At 59.1% G+C, this 19,890-nt stretch carries 20 protein-coding genes and 1 riboswitch; of the genes, 9 read left to right on the forward strand and 11 right to left on the reverse strand.

Annotated features, from left to right (window positions below; genetic code table 11):
• Positions 1-3: 3 nt before the first annotated feature.
• From CVU69_07115 to CVU69_07125, 3 genes are all read left to right on the forward strand, one after another.
• Positions 4-741: a 3-hydroxyacyl-ACP dehydratase gene (locus tag CVU69_07115; protein ID PKN12544.1), complete on the forward strand. Its 738-nt coding sequence runs from the start codon at positions 4-6 to the stop codon at positions 739-741.
• A 29-nt stretch (positions 742-770) separates the two neighbouring features.
• Positions 771-1,187 carry a hypothetical protein gene (locus CVU69_07120; protein PKN12569.1) on the forward strand — a complete coding sequence of 139 codons (417 nt, stop codon included), beginning with the start codon at positions 771-773 and terminating at the stop codon, positions 1,185-1,187.
• Positions 1,188-1,372: 185 nt separating this feature from the next.
• The gene (locus tag CVU69_07125; protein PKN12570.1) at positions 1,373-1,813 is read left to right on the forward strand and encodes a hypothetical protein; all 441 of its coding nucleotides are present in this window, start codon (positions 1,373-1,375) and stop codon (positions 1,811-1,813) included.
• 62 nt (positions 1,814-1,875) lie between these two features.
• Here the strand turns inward: CVU69_07125 and CVU69_07130 are convergent, their stop codons facing one another.
• Entirely contained in the window at positions 1,876-2,328 is a 453-nt protein-coding gene (locus CVU69_07130; GenBank protein PKN12545.1) for a universal stress protein, read from the reverse strand.
• Between the two features lie 133 nt (positions 2,329-2,461).
• Positions 2,462-2,570: riboswitch (SAM riboswitch) on the forward strand.
• An 80-nt stretch (positions 2,571-2,650) separates the two neighbouring features.
• Here CVU69_07130 and CVU69_07135 point away from each other — a divergent pair.
• Positions 2,651-3,787, forward strand: a complete 1,137-nt coding sequence (locus CVU69_07135; GenBank protein PKN12571.1) for a homoserine O-acetyltransferase — start codon at positions 2,651-2,653, stop codon at positions 3,785-3,787.
• A 160-nt stretch (positions 3,788-3,947) separates the two neighbouring features.
• On the opposite strand, the gene CVU69_07140 is transcribed toward CVU69_07135, so the two are convergent.
• From CVU69_07140 to CVU69_07150, 3 genes are read right to left on the reverse strand one after another with little or no spacing between them, the layout of a single operon-like run.
• Complete coding sequence (locus tag CVU69_07140; protein PKN12546.1) at positions 3,948-4,139, reverse strand: hypothetical protein; 192 nt, start codon at positions 4,137-4,139, stop codon at positions 3,948-3,950.
• Between the two features lie 28 nt (positions 4,140-4,167).
• Complete coding sequence (gene tatC / locus CVU69_07145) at positions 4,168-4,914, reverse strand: twin-arginine translocase subunit TatC (GenBank protein PKN12572.1); 747 nt, start codon at positions 4,912-4,914, stop codon at positions 4,168-4,170.
• Positions 4,915-4,937: 23 nt separating this feature from the next.
• A complete protein-coding gene (locus tag CVU69_07150; GenBank protein ID PKN12547.1) occupies positions 4,938-5,309 on the reverse strand; it encodes a twin-arginine translocase subunit TatB in 372 nt (123 codons plus the stop codon).
• On the opposite strand from CVU69_07150, the gene CVU69_07155 reads away from it, so the two are divergent.
• A complete protein-coding gene (locus tag CVU69_07155; GenBank protein PKN12548.1) occupies positions 5,308-5,916 on the forward strand; it encodes a hypothetical protein in 609 nt (202 codons plus the stop codon). The two genes, CVU69_07150 and CVU69_07155, sit on opposite strands and share 2 nt — an antisense overlap.
• Positions 5,917-6,022: 106 nt before the next feature.
• Here the strand turns inward: CVU69_07155 and CVU69_07160 are convergent, their stop codons facing one another.
• The 5 genes from CVU69_07160 to CVU69_07180 all read right to left on the reverse strand — a co-directional run bounded on the left by CVU69_07160 (position 6,023) and on the right by CVU69_07180 (position 11,756).
• Entirely contained in the window at positions 6,023-6,532 is a 510-nt protein-coding gene (locus CVU69_07160; protein ID PKN12549.1) for a hypothetical protein, read from the reverse strand.
• Between the two features lie 113 nt (positions 6,533-6,645).
• Positions 6,646-8,325, reverse strand: coding sequence for a hydrogenase 2 large subunit (locus CVU69_07165; GenBank protein ID PKN12550.1), 1,680 nt, complete (start codon positions 8,323-8,325; stop codon positions 6,646-6,648).
• A 98-nt stretch (positions 8,326-8,423) separates the two neighbouring features.
• Entirely contained in the window at positions 8,424-9,731 is a 1,308-nt protein-coding gene (locus CVU69_07170) for a Ni/Fe-hydrogenase cytochrome b subunit (GenBank protein ID PKN12551.1), read from the reverse strand.
• Entirely contained in the window at positions 9,728-10,660 is a 933-nt protein-coding gene (locus CVU69_07175; GenBank protein ID PKN12552.1) for a hydrogenase, read from the reverse strand. Before CVU69_07175 ends, CVU69_07170 begins: the two co-directional genes overlap by 4 nt.
• Positions 10,644-11,756 carry a Ni/Fe hydrogenase gene (locus CVU69_07180; GenBank protein ID PKN12553.1) on the reverse strand — a complete coding sequence of 371 codons (1,113 nt, stop codon included), beginning with the start codon at positions 11,754-11,756 and terminating at the stop codon, positions 10,644-10,646. The genes CVU69_07175 and CVU69_07180 overlap by 17 nt, the downstream gene beginning before the upstream one ends.
• 317 nt (positions 11,757-12,073) lie before the next feature.
• Between CVU69_07180 and CVU69_07185 the strand changes: the two genes are divergently transcribed.
• From CVU69_07185 to def, 4 genes are all read left to right on the forward strand, one after another.
• The gene (locus tag CVU69_07185) at positions 12,074-13,441 is read left to right on the forward strand and encodes a sigma-54-dependent Fis family transcriptional regulator (GenBank protein PKN12554.1); all 1,368 of its coding nucleotides are present in this window, start codon (positions 12,074-12,076) and stop codon (positions 13,439-13,441) included.
• Positions 13,438-15,396 carry a histidine kinase gene (locus tag CVU69_07190; protein PKN12555.1) on the forward strand — a complete coding sequence of 653 codons (1,959 nt, stop codon included), beginning with the start codon at positions 13,438-13,440 and terminating at the stop codon, positions 15,394-15,396. The genes CVU69_07185 and CVU69_07190 overlap by 4 nt, the downstream gene beginning before the upstream one ends.
• Before the next feature lie 74 nt (positions 15,397-15,470).
• Positions 15,471-16,010, forward strand: a complete 540-nt coding sequence (locus CVU69_07195) for an amino acid-binding protein (protein PKN12556.1) — start codon at positions 15,471-15,473, stop codon at positions 16,008-16,010.
• A gap of 2 nt (positions 16,011-16,012) precedes the next feature.
• The gene (def, locus tag CVU69_07200) at positions 16,013-16,513 is read left to right on the forward strand and encodes a peptide deformylase (GenBank protein PKN12557.1); all 501 of its coding nucleotides are present in this window, start codon (positions 16,013-16,015) and stop codon (positions 16,511-16,513) included.
• A gap of 70 nt (positions 16,514-16,583) precedes the next feature.
• On the opposite strand, the gene CVU69_07205 is transcribed toward def, so the two are convergent.
• On the reverse strand, positions 16,584-17,990 hold the full coding sequence (locus tag CVU69_07205; protein PKN12558.1) for a two-component system response regulator: 1,407 nt from the start codon (positions 17,988-17,990) through the stop codon (positions 16,584-16,586).
• Positions 17,987-19,744 (reverse strand): histidine kinase, encoded by a 1,758-nt coding sequence (locus CVU69_07210; protein ID PKN12573.1) that lies wholly within the window; start codon positions 19,742-19,744, stop codon positions 17,987-17,989. Before CVU69_07210 ends, CVU69_07205 begins: the two co-directional genes overlap by 4 nt.
• Between the last annotated feature and the right edge of the window lie 146 nt (positions 19,745-19,890).

Below are 19,890 nucleotides of genomic sequence, written 5' to 3' on the forward strand. Positions count from 1 at the left end.
GTTATGCAGCTCGGAATCGACCTTGGGTCACGGACCATCAAGGTTGTTGTGGTCAAGGACGGGGTGCTGCTCGATCATACCGTGGCAGAGAGTGGTTTTGAACCGCATGCCCAATCGTGCGAACTGATCGCCCGCTTCACCCCGTCCCGCATTATCGCCACCGGCTACGGCCGGCACCTGGCGCACAAACACTTCGCCGACGAAGTCATCACCGAAATAAAGGCCCATGCCTTGGGTGCGCGTCACTACTTTCCGGAGTGTCGAACCATCCTCGATGTGGGGGGGCAGGATTCCAAGGTTATTGCTCTGACACAGCAGGGACGGGTCGCCACCTTTCAGATGAACGACAAGTGTGCCGCTGGCACCGGCCGCTTTCTGGAGATGATGGCAACAACCCTCGGCTTTCGCCTCGATGAATTTGGTGCGGCCGCAGGCCAATCGGATCAGGACGTACCGATCAACAGCATGTGCGCGGTCTTTGCCGAAAGTGAGGTCATCTCGCTGAAAAACCGGGGAGTCCCTGTTCAAGACATCGCCCGGGCCATTCATCTTGCCGTTGTCGACCGCCTGGCGGCAATGCTCCAACGGCTCGGGCATGGCGATCAGATCATTTTTACCGGCGGAGTTGCCAATAACCCCTTTATCGTGCAGGCGCTGGCCCGAAAACTCGGTGTGGCGGTGCTTGTGCCGCAAACTCCGACCATCATCGGCGCCCTTGGTGCCGCGCTCCACAAACAATAGACTTCATTGTCGAGGAGGAATTATTTATGTTGAAAAGGATTATCGCTGTTCTGTTGATGCTGGTGGTCGCCGCGGCGGCGGCTGCCGCCGATTACCAGTATGTGGGTACGGAGACGTTCAAGGAGTGGCAGGAGCAGGGAAAAAGTACCGTTATCGTCGACATCCAGGTCCCCAACGGATTTGCCAAACATCACTTCAAAGGCGCCCTGGAAACCAACGCCTATCCGGTCAAGAGTGATGAGGAACGGCAACGCCTGAATACGACTCTGGCGCAGATCAACGCCAGCACGGACGACGTGGTTATTGTCTGCCCGCGCGGTGGTGGCGGCGCAAAAAGTACCTATGATTATCTAAAAGAGAAAGGTATCGAAGAAAACCGGCTCTTTATCCTCGAAAAGGGGATGGAAGGATGGCCTCACCCGGAGATGTACATCACCGGGCGGTAGAGAAGGCAATGGAAACTTTTTGACCTGTCCACGACAAACCCCTGGGCGCTCTTCCCTGCTCGCAATATTTGTTTTTGACGATAAACTGTGTATAGTCGCGTCTTGAATTAATTTGCCGACCGTTCGGGAAACAGAGAACCGATGCGAGCGCCCTGTAAACGGGAGGATCGATGGAACAGGATCGTATGGAAAAGAGTGCGGAAAAAGAGTTTGCCCAGGCGCGGGCGGCCCTGGCAGCCGAGGACACCCAGTCGGCACTCGCCTTTATTGAGAAGGCGCTGCGGTTGCGGGACACTCCGGAATGGTATTCTTATCTTGGCTATTGCATCGCCAGACAGCGCGGGCAGCACCGTAAAGGGCTGGAACTTTGTCAGGCCTCGCTGGCGGTGGAGCCGGACAATCCGATGCATTTCCTCAATCTGGGGAGAGTTCATCTGAACAAGGGAGATAAGACCAAAGCGTTGCAGATTTGGCGTGAGGGGTTGGCGAAGGGCGAATGTCCGGAATTGCGGCAACAGTTGGAACGTCTGGGGAAACGCAACCGACCGCCTCTCTCGATACTTGCCCGCAGCAACCCGGTCAACCGCTACCTGGGGGTCCTGCTGACTCGTCTGGGACTACGCTAACAATAAACAGAGGGCCGGGAATATTGCCCGGTCCTCTATCATTCTTCTTCCCCTCACCAACCTCACCGCACGATATAAACCGACTGCCTGGCATGGAGGGCGACCTTGGTAGAGACACTGCCGAGAAGAGTGCGCTTGACCCGGCCGGCGCCGGAGGAACCGATGACGATGACGTCGATCTCTTCCTGATCAGCGTAGGCAAGGATCTCTTCGGCGGCATCACCGTAAACCACCTGACTGATGATCGGCACAGAGGTCTCCACCGCCGCCTTCTCGACAACATAAAAGATCCGTTTGCGATTCTCTTCCCAATCCGGGCGTTCTGTCGCCGGCAGGGACGGGAAGAAATCGGTAAAAGAGGGGGCGCGCATCCCCGGCAACACCAGGATAGCGTGCAGGGTGCTTTTGAAAGTGGAGTCACCGGACAGGGCCAGACGCACAGCTTCTTCCGCCGCTTTGTCGGACTGGGGAGAACCGTCGATCGGTACGAGAATCTTCTTGCCGACACTGAGCATCGTCTGATCCTTTCTTCTTAAGAATATTCGCAATCTAGCCGATGAAGTGGCGGCTGTCAACGACAGGGATCAAACTGTTTGACATTACCGGTCGATTCCATTAAATTTATCGACACAATTTAAGACAGCATCGTCTTTATTCAGAGTGGTGGAGGGACAAGGCCCGACGAAACCACAGCAACCGGTCCATTGTGCGGACGTCAGGTGCTAATTCCTTCCCTGCTTGCAGGGGAAAATGAGGACGGAGCCGGACGATACCGCTCTCAAACGTTATCTTTGGCCCCTTCTCATCCCCGGAGAAGGGGCTTTTTACTTGGCGCTGATGAAAGAACGGGGTCCACGGGTGAGCGAAGCGATCGGGATTGTTACCACAGAATTTGCCGATTTTGACGGCGAACTGCAGCTTGAAAGCGGTCGTCTCCTCGGTTCCCTGCGCCTGGCCTACGAAACCTACGGCACCCTCAACCCGGCGCGCTCGAATACCATTCTCGTCTGCCACGCCTGGACCGGCGACGCGCACGCCGCCGGCAAGCACCGCGCCGAGGACCGCAAGGGGGGGTGGTGGGATGATATGATCGGACCGGGAAAAGTTCTCGACACCGATCGTTATTTCGTCATCTGTTCCAACGTCATCGGTTCCTGCAAAGGTTCGACCGGGCCGACCAGTATTAATCCCCGCACCGGCAAACCCTACAATCTCACCTTCCCGGTGCTGATGGTGCGCGATATGGTGCGGGCGCAAAAGCTGCTGCTCGACTGTCTCGCCATCCCGACCCTGCGCTGCGTCATCGGCGGCAGCATGGGGGCGATGCAGGCAATCGAATGGGGGATCCATTATCCGCAGATGGTGCAGTCGATCGTGCCGATTGCCGGGACGGGGCGGACCTCGCCGATGGCGATCGCCCTCAACGCGCTGGCGCGGCAGGCGATCTTCAGCGATCCGATGTGGAAGAAGGGGAACTACAAGCCCGAGCACCCACCTGCGGATGGTTTGGCGCTGGCGCGGGCGGTCGGCCATATCTCCTTCCTCTCCGACGTCTCGATGCGGATGAAATTCAACCGCAAATTTTCGCTGCGCGATGGCCTTTTCGACTTCTTCGGCCAGTTCGAAATCGAGCGCTATCTTGAATACAACGGCAAGAATTTTGTCGAGCGCTTCGACACCAACTCCTTCCTCTACCTCGCCAAAGCCCTTGACCTTTACGATGTTGCCTGGAACTTCGACAGCCGAGAAGAAGCCTTCTCGCAGCTCGACTGTCCATCGCTGTGGTTCGCCTTTACCTCCGACTGGCTCTACGTCCCCGCCGACACCGAAGAGTGTGTCACCATTCTGCAGAAACTCGGCAAGAACGTCGAGTATCATCTCGTCGACTCCGACTACGGTCATGACTCCTTCCTCGTTGAACCGGAGAAGTTCACCCACCATATCGTCGCTTTTCTCGATCGTCTTGAAACCTGAACACTCGCAATCGGCAATAAAATCACCACCCCCGCCCCCTCCTTAACAAAGGAGGGGAGTTTAAAGCTTATAATCCCCCTCCTATTTCGCTTAAAAGCGCCTACTTCTGGTAGGAGGGGTTAGGGGTGGTAAGGTTTTAGCGCGATAGTTTTGATTTAAATCAGGAAGGCTCGTTTTCCTCGGTGAAAAGGTCGAGTTGCTCATAGCGACGGATCTGGATCTTGAAGGGGAAGGGGCGGAAACGGGGACATTCGAGGAGGAGGACAGTGGCCGGCTGGCGACAGCGGCGCACACATTTGCTACAGAGAGGATTGGCATCCTGACGGGATAGAAGGGGCTCCGACCTGGACATACCGGTTCTCCGCTAATGGTGAGGAACGTTAGGTTGCTGCATCATCGTCATCATCGACCGGGATTTTCTCCGCCATCTTCTTGCCGAAGCAGCGGGCGAGAATAATCCCGACTTCGAACAGGAGGATAAAAGGGATAGCCAAAGCTGTCTGCGAAAAAACATCCGGGCCCGGGGTGGCTATCCCGGCGAAAATAAAGGCGATAATAATAAAGTATTTACGCTTCTGCGACAGCCACTTGGCATCGACCACGCCCATACGGGCAAAGATAAGGATAACGATGGGGGTTTCAAAGATGGCGCCAAAGGCGAGCAGGAGCTTCCAGGCGATGGAGAAGTATTCCCCCATCGAGATCATCGCCGTTACTTCGCCACCGGCAAGACCCATTGACAGCAGGACACTGAAGACCAGAGGAAAGATCCAGGTGAAACCGAGGTAGGCGCCGCCAAGGAAGGAGCAGTAGGCGGAGGCCACGAAGGGGAGAGCAAAGCGTTTCTCATTTTTATAGAGCCCCGGGGCGATAAAACCCCAGATCTGCCACAGGATAACCGGCAAAGCGACGAGGACCGCGGCAACGGCAGCAATCTTCATGTAGGTAAATAGCGGTTCCGTCGGGCTGAGAAAGACCATCTTGCTCCCGGCCGGCAGAACAGCGCGGAGCGGCTTGGAGATAAAGAGGTAAAGGGGTTCAGAAAAGTAGTAGCAAACAACAAAGGCGACCAGCCAACTACTGGCGGCAATGGTCAGACGGCGGCGCAGCTCGAAGAGGTGGGCCATGAAAGGGAGCTGCTGCTCAACGCTCATTTTTGCTGCTCCGTCGCATCCGTTTTCTTCTCTGCGACACTATTCTCGGGCACCGGCTCGGGCGGAGCTGTCGTGACTTCGGCCTCCTCGACCTTGACGGCATTAGGCGGGGTGAGTTTTCCCGGTTCCTGCTCCCATGGGGTTTTGTAGATGTCTTCAAGATTGCGCTTTCCCTGCCGTAAATGCTCTTCCACATTGAGAGAGCGCATATCTTTTTCGATGCTATTCTTCACTTCGTCATAGGACCGGCGAAACTCGGCATAGCCCTTGGCCAGGGAGCGGGCCAAATCCGGTAGTTTCTCGGGACCGATAAAGATCAACGCCAGCGCGAGGATTAGTAGAATTTCTCCAACACCGAGACCGAACATGCTTAAAAAGTCCTTTGTTGACGGGAGAGAGTGCGGCGAAAGAATAGTCGTAAAGCCCCGTAACTGTCAAGACCAGGAACGGAGAATCAGTATGGAGCCGATCTTCACCAAGCCCGATCTGCCGCGTTATACCGGGCGCCCCTTTCCGGCCTACCGCTACCTCCCCTATCGCAGCGGCGCCACCCTCCCCCACCCCCGCAACGATCCGGCCGGACATTCCTACCATGCGGAGGAAGACTATCTCCCCTCTTTCACTCCTGACGACTGGCGCAGCTGCGAGCTATATCTCTACGGCATCGATCTCTTCAATCGCGGTTACTGGTGGGAGGCGCATGAAGCCCTGGAAGCGGTCTGGCTGGCGGCCGGGCAGCGCGAGACGGTCTGCGGCTTCTTCGTGCAGGGGTTGATCCAGCTGGCCGGGGCACAGCTCAAGCGCTTCATGGCCGAGCCGCGCGGGGCGGAGTCGCTGACGGTGGCCGGGATTAAAAAGATCGCGGAGGTCGAGGGGATTTATCTCGGCATTGAGGTGGTGGCATTGACGGCGGAAGTGGAGCGGTGTCTGCGCGAGGATTGTGGGGAGTTCCCGCGGATTGAGTTGCAGTTTTGAAGATGAACTGGCGAAGGAGTCAAGATAGCATGATTTAACACAAGAAAAGCCCGACGCGGTGTTTACAACCGCGTCGGGCTTTTCTTTATGTGATGATTTACAGATGTCAAGCCTGGACGGGCGCGCTAAATTGCGCCCCTTGCACGCCGACGGACTCTCCTATCTCCTGCAACTCCTCTACAATCAACTCCGCCATCACCGGCAGCTTGGCGCGCAGCGTGGCCGAAAGTTCGGTGCTGGTATCGTAGCATTCGGGGATGATGCCGAGCAGGGTGACACGCGCCGGGCAGCAGTCGCGCAGCTCGGCGAGGGTGAGCATCTCCTGCACGCCGATCTGGTGCGGCGAGAGTTTGGTCGGCAGACGCTTGAGGAGGATATCCTCCTTGTCGTAGCGGAGGATCGTCCCCGGCTCCCCGGCGACAGCGACGACATCGACCATGAGGACGCAGTCGGCATCGTCGAACTTGTGAGCGGCCATGATCCCGAGGGTGCCGCCGTCGTAAAGCTCGACATTGGCAGGAAAGGTGTAGTGTGTCTGCAGATAGCGGATGAGATGGACGCCGAAGCCTTCATCGGAGAAGATCAGGTTACCGGCGCCGAAAATCAGGATGCGCATGTCGGGAGTCTTTCTTGAAGTCTTACCACCCCCCGACCCCCTCCTGAATCAGGAGGGGGAGAAGGTCATAAGCTCCCCTCCTTGATAAGGAGGGGCTGGGGGTGGTGGGATTTTTACATCACCTTAACGTTGGTAATTTCGTTCCCTTCGGGGTCGATGGTGTGCACCGCGCAGGCGATACAGGGATCGAAAGAGTGGATGGTGCGTAGCACCTCCAGGGGCTTGTCGGCCTGGGCCACCGGATTGCCGATAAGGGAGGCTTCATAGGCGCCCATCCGCCCCTTTTCGTCACGGGGGGAGGCGTTCCAGGTCGAAGGGACGACCGCCTGGTAGTTCTTGATCTTCTTGTCCTTGATCACCACCCAGTGCGACAGGGCGCCGCGCGGCGCTTCGTGGAAGCCGACGCCGCGGTATTCCCCGTCGGGGATCTCGGTATGGTTGGCGTAGGTTGAATCCCCTTTGCCGATGTTATCGACGAGCCGGTCGAGGAAATCGAGGGAGTAGTCGGCAAAGAGGTGGGCGCGAATCGCCCGGGCGCCGAGGCGGCCCATAGTCGAGTGGAGATCGTGGACGCTTATGCCGATCTGCTGGCAGGAGGAATCGACGAGCTGGCGCACCTTGACGTCGCCGGCGGCGTAGGCGGAGAAGAGCTGGCCGAGGGGGCCGACCTGCATCGCCTTGTCGGCGAAACGCGGGGCCTTGCACCAGCTGTACTTCCCTTCCGGGGCGAAGTCGCTGTACTCGGGCTCGGTCTCCCCTTCCCAGGGATGGAGGGTCCCCTTCCCCTGATACCAGGCTCTTGCGACGTTTTCAGTGATACTGCCGATCAACTCCTTATCCTGGTGGGTCTTGATCAGGCGGGCATTGAGGATGTTCCCGTCCTCGATGATGCCGCCAGGAAGGAGAAACTCGGTGTTTTTCGTGTCGAGGGGGAACTCCGGCACCGCCAGATAGTTGTCGACGCCGCGGCCGTAGTTGAACCAGTCCTTGTAGATGGTGGCGATGGCGATCATGTCCGGATAGTAGACCTGCTGAACAAAGGCACGGGTCTCTTCCATCAGGGCGCGCATCGCCGCGACCCGTTCCATGTTGAAGGTGGCGAGATTCTCCATGTTAATGGCGGTGGCAACGCCGCCGACGCAGAGGTTCTGCACATGCGGATTCTTGCCGCCGATGATCGCGACGGCCTGGGCGGCCTTGCGCTGATAGTCGAGAGCCTTGAGGTAGTGGGCCACCGCCATCAGGTTCGCTTCCGGCGGCAACTGCATCGCCGGATGTCCCCAGTAGCCGGAGGAGAAGATGCCGAGACGGCCGGTGCTGACCAGCGCCTTGAGCTTGTCCTGCACCGCCTTGAATTCGGTCTCGCTGTTCCCCGGCCACTCGGAGATCGACTGGGCGAGCTGGGCAGTCTTCTTCGGATCGGCCTGAAGGGCGGAGACGACATCGACCCAGTCGAGGGCAGAGAGGTGATAGAAGTGGACGATGTGGTCCTGCACCGAATGCTGGGCGATCATCAAATTGCGGATGAGCTGGGCGTTAAGCGGCACTTCGACGTTCAGGGCATGCTCGACCGAACGGATCGAGGAGATGGCGTGGACGGTGGTGCAGACACCGCAGAAACGCTGCACATACGACCAGGCATCCTCAGGAGGACGCCCCTTAAGGATCGTTTCGATCCCCCGCCACATCTGGGCAGAGGACCAGGCATCAGTCACCCGGCCGTTGTTGACTTCAACATCGATACGCAGGTGCCCTTCAATACGGGTAATCGGGTCAAGAGTGATGCGAGCCATTTATCGGTTCCTCCGAATGGATTGTTATTGATTTATTGTAGGGGCGACCCGGCGGGTCGCCCTGGGCGAGGCACCGCCTCGCCCCTACATTTACAGGATCACGCCTTCGCACCCTTGCCCACCGGCAGATGCCGTCCCTGCCCGTAAGGAAGGTGGAGATCGAGGTGAAGTTTAGGCAGAACCGGGAAGACCTTGACCAGCACCTGATAGCCGAGGATCTCAAAGGCGATGATGCCGACGGTGATCATCAGCTCTGCCAGTGAGGGGAAGTAGTGCCAGCCCTTCCCCGGCTGGAAGCCGATCAGATAAACGTTAAAGCGGTAAAGGGCGCCGCCGATGGTGATCAATGCCGCCGAGAGGAAGAGCCATCGCACCGACTCCCGTTTGCGGCTGTTGAAGAGGATCAGCGAGCCGCCGGCGATGAGAGCGAATTCGAGGAGGAAGAAGCCGGAATAGAAGTCGAGGGCCAGGGCGGTGCCGATCTGGCCGCGCCAGGCAAGATCGCCGATGACGACGGTCAGCCAGATCAGGGTGAGAAAGGGGATGATCTTCGCCAAACCGGCGAGTTCCTTAATTTCAAAGGGGCGCTTGAAGGCGTAGGAGGAGATCACCGATTCGATGATGGCGATAGAGTAGCCGATATAGACGCAGTTGATCAAAAAGAGAAGAGGGAGAAAACCGGTATGCCACAGCGGATGGACCTTGGTCGAGGCAATCAGGACCAGCGAGCCGAGGGATGACTGGTGCATGGTCGGCAGGGTAATGCCGAGGACGATAACGAAGATCAGGACCTTGTTGAGCTTCGGCCGCAGCCAGGCGGCGCCGAGACGGACGACTTCGAGTTTGGAACTGACGGCGGCGCGGTTCGGCTTGATGTGCGGCTCCAGCCAGTCGAGGAGGGCGTTGAGGCGCCGCCATTTCCCTTCTTCAATCGTCGTCAAAATTGCCGGCAGGAACTCGATGAGGAGGACGGTCGTGTAGGCCATGACGCAGAGGGCGACTTCGAACATCGCCGAATTCACCTGCCAGCGCGACGGAATGAAGAAGTTATAGGAATTCCAGGGGCGACCGACATCGACCATAACCGAGAAGCCGGCGAGCCCGTAACCGAAGAGGCTGGTGAGGACCGCCGAACGGATCATCGGATGGTACTGCATGTGGTTGCGGATGTAGATGAGGATTGCCATCGCGTAACCGCCGCAGGCGATGGCGGTGCCGGTGGCGACATCGTAGGTGATCCAGATCCCCCAGGGGTAGCCGTCGTTCATGTTCGAAACGGCGCCGATCCCCTTGATAAAACGCAGGGCGATCAGGGCGAAGCCGATCAGGGTCAGGGTAAGGAGGACGTAGAAGGACGGAGTAAGGATCTTCGCCTGATGCGTCTGGTAATCGTCATGGTGGCTCATGCGTCCCCCCCTTTCTTTGTCGCGCTGTTTTGCTGCTCCGCCTTTTTCATATTCCGGATGGCGACATAGCAAAGACTGCCATAAAGGGCGACCGGAGCGATAAAGCCTTTATAGATGGTGTGCTGGATCTTCTCGGAAAACTCCGCCGGCGGCTGATTGCCGACAATCGGCAGGCCGAGCTTTTCAAAGGGGAGACCGGCGACGCAAAGATGATTGAGGCCGCCGAGTTCCTGCGCGCCATAGATGTACTGAATATATTTCTCCGGCTGGGCATCAAGGCGACGCTGCGCTTCGATCAGTAGATCCCCGCGCTTGCCGAAATGGATGGCATCGACCGGGCAGACGCTGGCACAGCCGGTGGTGCCGGTGCGCGGCAGTTCGGTGCTTTTACACATATCGCACTTGACGATCTGCGGCAGGGCCTTATCCCACTGAAAACGGGGGATATTGAAAGCACAGGCGATCTGGCAGTAGCGACAGCCGATACAGATCCCCTTGTCGTAGGTGACGATGCCGCTCTCCGGGTCGCGGGTCATGGCGCTGACCGGACAGACCGAGACGCAGGAGGGCTTTTGACAGTGCATGCAGGAGTGCTTGACGTAGGACCACCGGGTTGGCGACTCTTTATGCAGCTTGATCAGGGTGCGGGTATCGCCGGAAAGATCGGCCGGCGCGTCCCAGAGGCCATCCGGATCGAACTCCGCCTGTTCATAAGCAAGGCTGCCACTGTCGAGATTGACCCGTTTGCAGGTGGTCATGCACGCCTTGCAGCCGACACAACGGGTGGCGTCATAAAGCATCGCCACATTGTCGTTATCGATCTTCAGACCGTCCGACGCCTCGGCGCTGCCGCCCACCACGCCCGTTGCCAGGGCCGCGCCGCCGACGCCGACCATCTTGAGGAAGTTCCGCCTACTCGGACTTTTCATGCCCCTCCTCCTTCTGCGCGACATCGGGGAGCTTCTTGCCGAGCATGGCACCAGCGCCGACCACCGCACCGGCCGCGAGGCCGACAATGCCGGTGGTCAGGGGATCGATCCCCTTGCTGCGGTTGGCCGATTCGACCGGGGCATAGCTGTTGAAAGGGGTCGGCTCATGAATCTGGACTTTGTCACTGATCGCCGACTTGAAGAGGATATCCGGCTCGGTGCAGCCGATGCAAGGATGGCCGATCGAGACCGGCCAGGCGCCGACATCGTTGAAACGGACGACCGAACAGTTGGCGTGCGTCACCGGCCCCTTGCAGCCGAGCTTGTAGAGGCAATGCCCCTGACTGTGATCGGCATCACCGTAGGCCGAGGCAAAGCGGCCGGCATCGAAATGGGGCCGCCGCTCGCAGTGCTGATGAATGAGGCGGCCATAAGCGAATTTGGGGCGGCCCATGGCGTCGAGTTCGGGGAGTTTGTCGAAGGTGGCGTAGTACAGGACGGTGGAAAGGAAGTTGTAGGGGTTGGGGGGACAGCCGGGGATATTGATGATCGCCTTGTCCTTGACCAGCTCACCGACGCCGACCGCGCCGGTCGGATTCGGGCCGACCGACTGGATGCCGCCGTAGCTGGCACAGGTCCCGATGGCGATAATCGCCGCCGCGCCGGCCGCGATCTCCTTGAGGGAATCGAGGGCGGTCTTTCCCGCCACCTTGCAGTAGATGCCGTCATGGCGGGTGGGGATGGCGCCTTCGACAACGAGGATATACTTACCGTAGTTGGTCTGCATCGAGTCGTGCAGCGCTGCTTCGGCCTGGTGTCCGGCTCCGGCCATGAGGGTTTCGTGGTAGTCGAGGGAGATCATGTCAAGGATCAGCGTCGCCAGCTCGGGATGCGAGGAGCGCAGCAGCGATTCCGAGCAGCCGGTACACTCCTGAAAATGGAGCCAGATCACCGGCGGCCGCTTATCCGGGTTCTCCGCCGTTGCCGCCAACGCCTCGGACATGCCATAAGGCAGGCCAAGCATCGCCGAGACGGTGACGACTGTCTTGATAAAATCACGGCGGTTGATTTCAGGTAAAAAGTCGTGAAAGCCCATGAAAACCTCTCTCTTCGCAGAAAATAGCAATGCACACTAAAGCTGTTGCCATGGCAAGCCGTGTGCCAAGAGGAGAGATGCCGTTATCCAACTGAAATTGCTAATTTTTGTGGTTAGCGAGGTATTTTGTCCGCAACCGGCTTGATTCTTTTTGTCCGCGCCTGTATCCTTTTGTCCGACCTGCTGTAGGGGCGGTTCGTGAACCGCCCTTGTCTAACCGATCAAAATCGGGCGGTTCGTGAACCGCCCTTGTCTAACCGATCAAAATCGGGCGGTTCGTGAACCGCCCCTACGCAATCAATGACTGGACACAATGAATGTCAACCGTCTTTATCTGTGACGACGAAGAAGATCTTCTGCGTTATCTCGGCAAACTCCTCGTTGCCAGCGGCTATCAGGTTGAGACCTTTTCCCGCGGCATCGATCTCCTCGAACGCCTCAATGCGGGCGATCTCCCCCCCTGCGACGCCATCCTGCAGGATGTGCGCATGCCGGACATGGACGGGCTGCAGACCCTGGCGCTCGCCCGCACCCGCTGGCCGCAGGTGCCGGTGGTGGTGATGACCGCCCACGCCGCCATCGATGACGCGGTCCAGGCGATGAAGCAGGGGGCTTACGACTACCTGACCAAACCCTTCCCCAAGGAGAAGATCCTCGGTCTCCTCGGCCACCTCCTCGATCACTCCCGCCTCGAAGAGGAGAACCGGCAGCTCCGTCAGGAACTGCACCGCTCACAGGTCGGGCGCAACGAGATCGTCTTTCGCAGTGCCGCCTTCCGCAGCGTCTACGACCTCACCCTGCAGGTCGCCGAGAGTGACGCCAACATCCTCATCACCGGTGAATCCGGGACCGGCAAGGAGCTCATCGCCGCGGCCCTGCACTACAACAGCCCGCGCCGGAATGCCCCCTTTGTCACCCTCAACTGCGCCACCCTCACCGACCATCTCCTGGAGAGCCAGCTCTTCGGCCATATCCGCGGCGCCTTTACCGGCGCCATCGTCAACCAGAAGGGGCTCCTCGAAGAAGCTGATGGCGGCACCCTCTTCCTTGACGAAATTGGCGATGTCAGCCCGGCCGTACAGGCGAAGCTGCTGCGGGTGACGCAGGAGAAGGAGTTCATGCCGATCGGCAGCACCCGCTCCCGCAAGGTCGAGGTGCGCTTTGTCGCCGCCACCAACAAGGAGATGCTGCAGGAGGTCAAGGAAGGGCGCTTTCGCGAGGATCTTTACTACCGCCTCAACGTCATCAATCTCACCCTGCCGCCACTGCGCGAGCGCAAAGACGATATCGAACCCCTCGCGAAGCACTTTTTGGAGATACAGACGCAACGGATGAAACGACCGGTGCGCCGCTTTGCAGCGGCCGCTCTCGACCTCCTGCTGGCCTACGACTGGCCCGGGAATGTCCGCGAGCTTGCGAACGTCATCGAGCGCGCCGTTATCCTTTGTCGCGGTGAAGAGATCACCGCCAGCCTCCTGCCGCTGCGGCCGCAACGCCCAACCAGCACCGCCCCGGATATACCTGCCGCCCTCATCCCTCTCGACGAGATCGAGCGCCGTCATATTGGCGTGGTCCTCAAGGAGACCGGTTTTCACAAAAGCCGCAGTGCCGAGATTCTCGGCATCTCGCGCAAGACTCTCGACCGCAAGATTATCGAATACGGCATCAAGGAGTCGCGGGGATGAATCGCTTCCGCACCTCCATCCGCGTCAAGCTCACCGCCACCATCCTGCTGCCACTCATCGCCACGGTCGCCCTGTGCTGGGCAGTCGGGGCGTCGCTGATGACCAATCGCCTGGTCAACATCGCCCAGCAGGCAGTGGCGGCCGACCTCAATGCCGCACAGGGGATTCTCCGTGCCGAAGTCATCCACGTCGCCGAGAGCGTCAAACTCGCCAGCCAGGCCCCGGCCCTCATCGCCCGACCGCCAGAGCGTCTATATTCCGCCGTCCTTGAAACCCTGCAAAGCAGCGCCCGCAGTGGCCGGCTGAGTTTTTTGACCGTCACCGATCGTTACGGTAATCCCCTTTACCGCCTCGGTGGTGCCGATCTCTCCGGCCGCCTTGGCGCTGAAAATACCCTGGTGAGTGCCGCCCTGGCCGGTGAAGCCGTAAGCGGGATTGAAGTCCTCAGCGCCAACGCGGCCTTACAGGAAAACCCGCAATTGCGTTCGCAACTAACGGTCGCGGTGCAGGCGACGCCGCATGCGCAGCAGCATACGGTCGCTTATGAAAACCGCGGGATGTTTCTGATCGCGGCCGTCCCGCTGCGGGATCAACAGGGGGAGATCATCGGCGCCCTTTGGGGCGGACAGCTGCTGAATCAGGAAGGGCGCATTGTCGAACAGATTGTACAGGTCCTCTTTGGCGACGGTGAAGAGCGGCAACTGCGGCGCGGTAATGCCACCCTCTTTCTTGACGATGTCCGCATCAGCACAACCGTCCAGAACGAACGGGGAGAGCGCGCCCTCGGCAGTTTGATGGCCGACGAAGTGCGTCAGGTGATCAGCCGCGGCGAACGCTGGCTCGGCCGCGCTTTTGTTGTCAATGCCTGGCATCTCTCTGCTTACGAACCGCTGCGCAACAACAACGGCGCGGTGATCGGCGCCCTGTATGTCGGCATCCCCGAAGCGCCATTTGAGCTGCTGCGCACCCGCATCAACCTCACCTTCGCCGCCATTCTCACCGGCGTTGCCCTGATCGGCGCCCTGGTGGCAGCCTGGCTCGGCGCTTCGCTGGCCCGGCCGATCAAAGCGTTGGAAGAAGGCGTGCGCCGCGTCGCCAACGGCGAATCCGCGCCGGATATCACTGTGCAGGGGCACGATGAAATTGCCGCGCTCGGGGAGGAATTCAACACGATGAAGCAGCGTCTGGTCAACCGTGAAGAGGAGATTCACGGCCTCAACCGGACGCTGGAAGCGAAGGTCGAAGCACGTACCGCAGAGTTGGCTGAGAAGACCGCTGAACTCCTCAATACCCAGCGGGAGCTTTCCCGCGCCGAACGCCTCGCCTCCATCGGCCTCCTCGCTTCCGGGGTGGCGCACGAAATCAACAACCCCCTGGCGATTATTCGCGGCAACGCTGAACTCATGCTGATGAACGAAGAGAAGAGCGAAGAAGCCGAAACCGTCCTCCGTCAGAGCGGGCGCATTGAAAGGATCGTCGCTAATCTCCTTACCTTTGCGCGCGGCGGCCAACTCCACCTCGGCAGCGTCCGCCCGGCACAGCTCCTCGATGATATCCTTGCCGGGATCAGGCATCAGATCCCCCTCGACCGCTATACTGTCACCTGTCAACACCTGGCCCCTGATGCAATGGTGATCGGCGATGAAGACCAACTCCGCCAGGTCTTTACCAATCTCCTTCTCAATGCCCTGCAGGTCATGCCCGAGGGCGGCGACCTCAGCATTGTCAGCGCCAGCACCGACCAGGGCGCCTGCCGGATCACGATCAGCGACAGCGGTCCCGGCATCAGCCCGGAGGCAATGGAAAAGCTCTTTACCCCCTTCTTCACCACCCGCCGAGGCGGCACCGGTCTCGGCCTGGCTATCTCCTACGCCATCGTTCGCGACCACGGCGGCAGCATCAGTGTTGAGAATGTCACTGGACGAGGGGCAGCTTTTTCGGTAGTTTTACCGTAAGAGCGGTCTCCAGTCCGCTCTTACAATTTAATTCTTTCAGCCATTGACTTTCAACCTCAACCAAGGAGCCGCCCATGCCCCATTATGCCCTGACCATCATTGGTCGCGATCGCCCCGGTATCGTCACCGAAGTTACCGAAATTCTTTTTAAACTCGGCTGCAATATCGCCGATTCGAGCAGTACGCTCCTCGGTGGCCAATACGCGATGATCCAGATCATCTCCCACCCGGCGATCGATTCGACAGAGCAGCTCGCCGCCGCTTTTGCCCCCCTGGAGGCCACCGGTCTCTCCGCTTTTGTTCGCCGCATCGAACCAAAAAAGTGGCAACGCCACGAGATCGGCGGCGAAATCTACATGATCTCGGTCTATGGTTCCGATAAACCGGGGATCGTTTATCGTGTCGCCAAAGAGCTCTCGGATCGCCAGGTCAATATCACCGACCTCAACACCAAACTGGTCGGCAGTGAAGAACGGCCGGTCTATGTCATGATGCTCGAAGCGGTTCTGCCAGAGAGCATCGATGAAGCCGAGTTGACCCGGGTGCTAATGGCTCTGCAAGGGGAGTTAAAGGTCGACATTACCATCCGATCCATTACGCCGGTCGAGCTCTGATCATGGCGATCTGCGAAATCCTCATCTATCCCGACGAACGGCTCAAAACCCGCTGTGCCCCGGTGGCTGCAGGTGACGCCGAAGTCGATGCCCTCATCCAGAACCTCGTCGACACCATGCTCGCGTCGGGCCACTCGGTCGGCGTCGCCGCCCCGCAGATCGGCGATCTGCGCCGGGTGGCGGTGGTCGATGTCTCGCGCAGCAAACTCGGCCGCGATAACCACCACGGTCTGCTGACCATGGTCAATCCCGAAATCATTTCACACAGCGGACAGAAGGTCATGCGCGAAGGGTGCATGAGTGTCCCCGATTACACCGGCAATGTCACCCGCGCCGAAGAGATCGTCGTCGAATTCCTCGATCGCGACAACAGTGAACGCGTCATCCGCGCTTCCGGCTTTGAAGCCGTGGCGATTCAACACGAGCTCGACCACCTCGACGGTTTGCTCTTTCTCGACCGCGTCTCCAGTCTCAAGACCGATGTCTTTCGACGCAAGGGGTAAGAATAAAAAAACCGGTGACCCAGGTTCCAGCAAAAAGGCGACCCCGATGAAGGGTCGCCTTTTTGCTTTTTCAACTTAACCGGCTCTGCTTCAGCCGTTTACTCAAGGCCGGCTGCGAAATTCCGAGGAGGCGCGCCGCCAGCGACTGGTTGCCGGCGGCGCGGCGCATCGCTTCTTCCACCAAAAGTTCGGCGGCATCGCCGAAGGTCGGCAACCGTTCCAGCCCGCTAAAAGGATTCCCCCCCGCGGCCGGCAGCACCGCCCCACCGCCCGGACCGATCGCCTGGACAAAACTCTCCATCGACAGTACCCGGTCGCGATGGACACTGACCGCGTCGTAAACCATGGAGCGCAGTTCGCGGACATTTCCGGGAAAAGGGTAGGTGGCGAGAAGTTGCGCCAATTCACGTGGCGGCGTCGGCTTCTTCTTGTCGAGATCGTCCGCCGCTGCCGCAAGAAAATAGTCAAGAAGCAGTGGGATATCCCCTTTGCGGTCGCGCAGCGGCGGCACATGAATGCGGTGGGTACGCAGGCGGTAGTAAAGGTCGCGGCGAAAGCGCCCTTGGGCTTCACGTTCAACAAGATCACAGTGGGTGGCGACGATGATCCGGGCTTTGAGGCGCTTGGGGCGGTCGCTGCCGAGGGGGAAATATTCCCCTTCCTGCAGCAAACGAAGCAGCTTGACCTGCGAAGCAATGCTGAGGTCACCGATCTCGTCAAGAAAGAGGGTTCCGTCCGCCGCTTCCTCAATCATCCCCTTGCGTGGCTGATCAGCTCCGGTAAAGGCGCCGCGCAGATGGCCAAAGAGGGTGTCGGCAAAGACCGTGTCATCAAGCCCGGCGACATTCACTGCGACCAGCGGCCCTTTGCAGCCGCTCAGGGCGTGGGCGGCACGGGCAAGGAGTTCTTTGCCGACGCCGCTTTCACCGGTGATCAACAGCGGCTGTGGGCTCCTTGCGACAGCTTCGACATAAGCAAAGATCGTCTGCATGCCGCGATCGGTCGTGAGAATACGGCTGAACGCATCTGGATGCTGGACTGTACCGGACAGAAAACGATCGGTAATCTCGCGATTATCCTGTTCGAGTTCGCGCATGCGGATAGCGCGGAGAACCCCGCCGATCAGTCGGTCTTCCTCGACAGTCTTGACAAAGTAGTCAAAGGCGCCGAGTTTGATACACTGTACCGCGGTCTCGACCTGATTGAGGCCGGAGATGACGATCACCGTTGTCTCGGGGTGGCGTTCTGCAATCTGCGCCAAAAGCTGTTCGCCGGAGAGGTGGGGCATGGTCAGATCGAGGAGAATCAGACCGACGCTGGAGCGATCGAGTAACGCCATGACCTGGCGGCTGTCGGCGCAGGTCTGCAGATTGGTTATTCCGGCAGACCGCTCCAGAGCCAAGGCTAGGGAATGGAGCCAGGCCGGTTCGTCATCGACCAAGAGGACAGTAAAGGAGGGGTAAGGCGTTGGGCTCATGGGGCAAACTCGCGTTGGGGGGTGGGGAGATGGACCGTGACGTTCGTGCCAACACTGGCAGTCGAAGCAAACTCCAGGGTCCCGCCATGTTTTTCAATGATTCCGGCGCTGATGGCCAGGCCGAGGCCGGTGCCGCCGATCTCACGCTTGGTGGTAAAGAAGGGGTCGGTGAGGTGGGGCAGATGCTCGGGGAGGATCCCGCTGCCGCTGTCGTGCACCTCGAGAATCACCACTGCAGCGCTGCGGTCGAAGCGGGTGCGGACAGTAATGGCGGCGCTGCGGTCGGGCAGAGCCTGACAAGCGTTCAGGACGAGATTGATCACCACCTGTTCGATCCGCTGCGGGCTGCCGCAGATCTCGGGGAGGTTATTCGCTAGTTCGAGGTGAAAGTGGGCAGTCGCCTTGCGCAGGGTCGGATCGACCAGGCGCAGCGCCGCCTCGACCACCGGATTCAGTGCAAAGAAGGTCGAAATCGCCGCATCGTCACGGCGCGAAAAGTCTTTGAGGTCATCGACGATGCGGCGGATGCGGCGGGCGCTCTCCTGCACTTCGTCGGTCAGGCGCGGGACCTCTTGACGCATCCGCGAATAGGGGAGGCCGCCGAGAGAGAAATCGCCGTGCTGCCGGAAATGCTCTTCAAGAATCTCGACCGCATCAGCATAGGCTTCTTTGAGGATGGGGGTGTTGAGCAGGATCAACGCATTGGGATTGTTGATTTCGTGGGCAACACCGGAGACGAGGATACCGAGGGAGGCCATCTTGTCGGCCTGAATCAACTTGTCCTGATGGCGTTGCAACTCTTCGAGGGCACGCTTGCGTTCTGTGACTTCACTGGCGAGTTCGGCGGTCCGCATCGCCACCCGGCGCTGCAGAGTGCGCGACCAGACTACTGTCGCCATGAGGATCAGCAGGAGGGGTCCGACAATGAAAGCGCCATAGCGCACCGCCTTTTCCCAAGAGATCCGGCGGCTCTCCTGCACGCCGAGCCATTGGTCATAGATCTCCTGATACTGCCCGGTCTTCTGGACAATCGCCAGGCCTTCGGAGAAACGCGCCAGGAGTTCGGCATCCCCCTTCTTCACCGCATAGCCGTACTTCTGTACAGCGATATTGCGGGCCACCGGGGTCAGGTTGGAAAGATTGAGCTCACGCACCAGCGACATCCCCGGCAGGATGGCGATGATCGAATAATCGTGCTGCCCGGAAGAGAGTAAACGCAGAGCATCCGCCGGGGTGCCGGTAAGGACGAGATCCGGACCGTAGCCGGCGGCCATGAGAGTGTCGTACATGATCCCTTCTTTAAAGAGGATGATCTTCTTCCCGTGCAACTCGTCGAGACTACTCACCGGCGGCGAATCGCTGCGGGCAAAGATGGCGTGCTGAATAATCGCCGTCGGCGGCGAAAAATCGTGCTCCTGGGCGCGGAGATCAGAGTAGGAAAGGCCCTGGAGGATATCGATCTCGCCACTGACAAGACCGGCCCGGATATCGGACCAGTTGCCAAAGCGGAACTCCACCTCCATCCCCATAACTTTGGCGATCGCCCGGGTCAGATCGACATTGTAGCCGGCAGGTGTGCCGTTTTTGTCAAGAAATTCATAGGGCGGATAGGCACGGTTAGCGCCGACGACAATCACCCGTTCAACGTGCCCCGGCGGCTCAGAGAGAGCGATGGACGGCAGAAAGAGGAAGAGGATGGCGAAAAAGAAGCCCGTCACGATTTGCTCATGATCGAAAGGAAGTCGATAATTCATGCGGCAATTATGGTGTGCCGCAGCTGTTTTGCACAAGGGCTTTTTACTGACGGCAGAGAGATTTACGGGAGGAGGGGAATTCCAGCAGTAAAGCAAGAAAGGCGCCTCGCGCCGTTGCGTGAAACTGCTTTTTCTATTTGTCCTCT

It is taken from the genome of Deltaproteobacteria bacterium HGW-Deltaproteobacteria-4, assembly GCA_002841765.1.
Classification (GTDB): domain Bacteria; phylum Desulfobacterota; class Desulfuromonadia; order Desulfuromonadales; family UBA2197; genus UBA2197.

What these genes read in the sequence shown, in the direction of transcription:
- CVU69_07115 (PKN12544.1), top strand. Translation starts at nt 4, where the DNA reads ATGCAGCTCGGAATCGACCTTGGGTCACGGACCATCAAGGTTGTTGTG.
- CVU69_07125 (PKN12570.1), top strand. Translation starts at nt 1,373, where the DNA reads ATGGAAAAGAGTGCGGAAAAAGAGTTTGCCCAGGCGCGGGCGGCCCTG.
- CVU69_07130 (PKN12545.1), bottom strand. Translation starts at nt 2,328, where the DNA reads ATGCTCAGTGTCGGCAAGAAGATTCTCGTACCGATCGACGGTTCTCCC.
- CVU69_07135 (PKN12571.1), top strand. Translation starts at nt 2,651, where the DNA reads ATGAAAGAACGGGGTCCACGGGTGAGCGAAGCGATCGGGATTGTTACC.
- CVU69_07140 (PKN12546.1), bottom strand. Translation starts at nt 4,139, where the DNA reads ATGTCCAGGTCGGAGCCCCTTCTATCCCGTCAGGATGCCAATCCTCTC.
- tatC (PKN12572.1), bottom strand. Translation starts at nt 4,914, where the DNA reads ATGGCCCACCTCTTCGAGCTGCGCCGCCGTCTGACCATTGCCGCCAGT.
- CVU69_07155 (PKN12548.1), top strand. Translation starts at nt 5,308, where the DNA reads ATGCTTAAAAAGTCCTTTGTTGACGGGAGAGAGTGCGGCGAAAGAATA.
- CVU69_07150 (PKN12547.1), bottom strand. Translation starts at nt 5,309, where the DNA reads ATGTTCGGTCTCGGTGTTGGAGAAATTCTACTAATCCTCGCGCTGGCG.
- CVU69_07160 (PKN12549.1), bottom strand. Translation starts at nt 6,532, where the DNA reads ATGCGCATCCTGATTTTCGGCGCCGGTAACCTGATCTTCTCCGATGAA.
- CVU69_07165 (PKN12550.1), bottom strand. Translation starts at nt 8,325, where the DNA reads ATGGCTCGCATCACTCTTGACCCGATTACCCGTATTGAAGGGCACCTG.
- CVU69_07170 (PKN12551.1), bottom strand. Translation starts at nt 9,731, where the DNA reads ATGAGCCACCATGACGATTACCAGACGCATCAGGCGAAGATCCTTACT.
- CVU69_07175 (PKN12552.1), bottom strand. Translation starts at nt 10,660, where the DNA reads ATGAAAAGTCCGAGTAGGCGGAACTTCCTCAAGATGGTCGGCGTCGGC.
- CVU69_07180 (PKN12553.1), bottom strand. Translation starts at nt 11,756, where the DNA reads ATGGGCTTTCACGACTTTTTACCTGAAATCAACCGCCGTGATTTTATC.
- CVU69_07185 (PKN12554.1), top strand. Translation starts at nt 12,074, where the DNA reads ATGTCAACCGTCTTTATCTGTGACGACGAAGAAGATCTTCTGCGTTAT.
- CVU69_07190 (PKN12555.1), top strand. Translation starts at nt 13,438, where the DNA reads ATGAATCGCTTCCGCACCTCCATCCGCGTCAAGCTCACCGCCACCATC.
- CVU69_07195 (PKN12556.1), top strand. Translation starts at nt 15,471, where the DNA reads ATGCCCCATTATGCCCTGACCATCATTGGTCGCGATCGCCCCGGTATC.
- def (PKN12557.1), top strand. Translation starts at nt 16,013, where the DNA reads ATGGCGATCTGCGAAATCCTCATCTATCCCGACGAACGGCTCAAAACC.
- CVU69_07205 (PKN12558.1), bottom strand. Translation starts at nt 17,990, where the DNA reads ATGAGCCCAACGCCTTACCCCTCCTTTACTGTCCTCTTGGTCGATGAC.
- CVU69_07210 (PKN12573.1), bottom strand. Translation starts at nt 19,744, where the DNA reads ATGAATTATCGACTTCCTTTCGATCATGAGCAAATCGTGACGGGCTTC.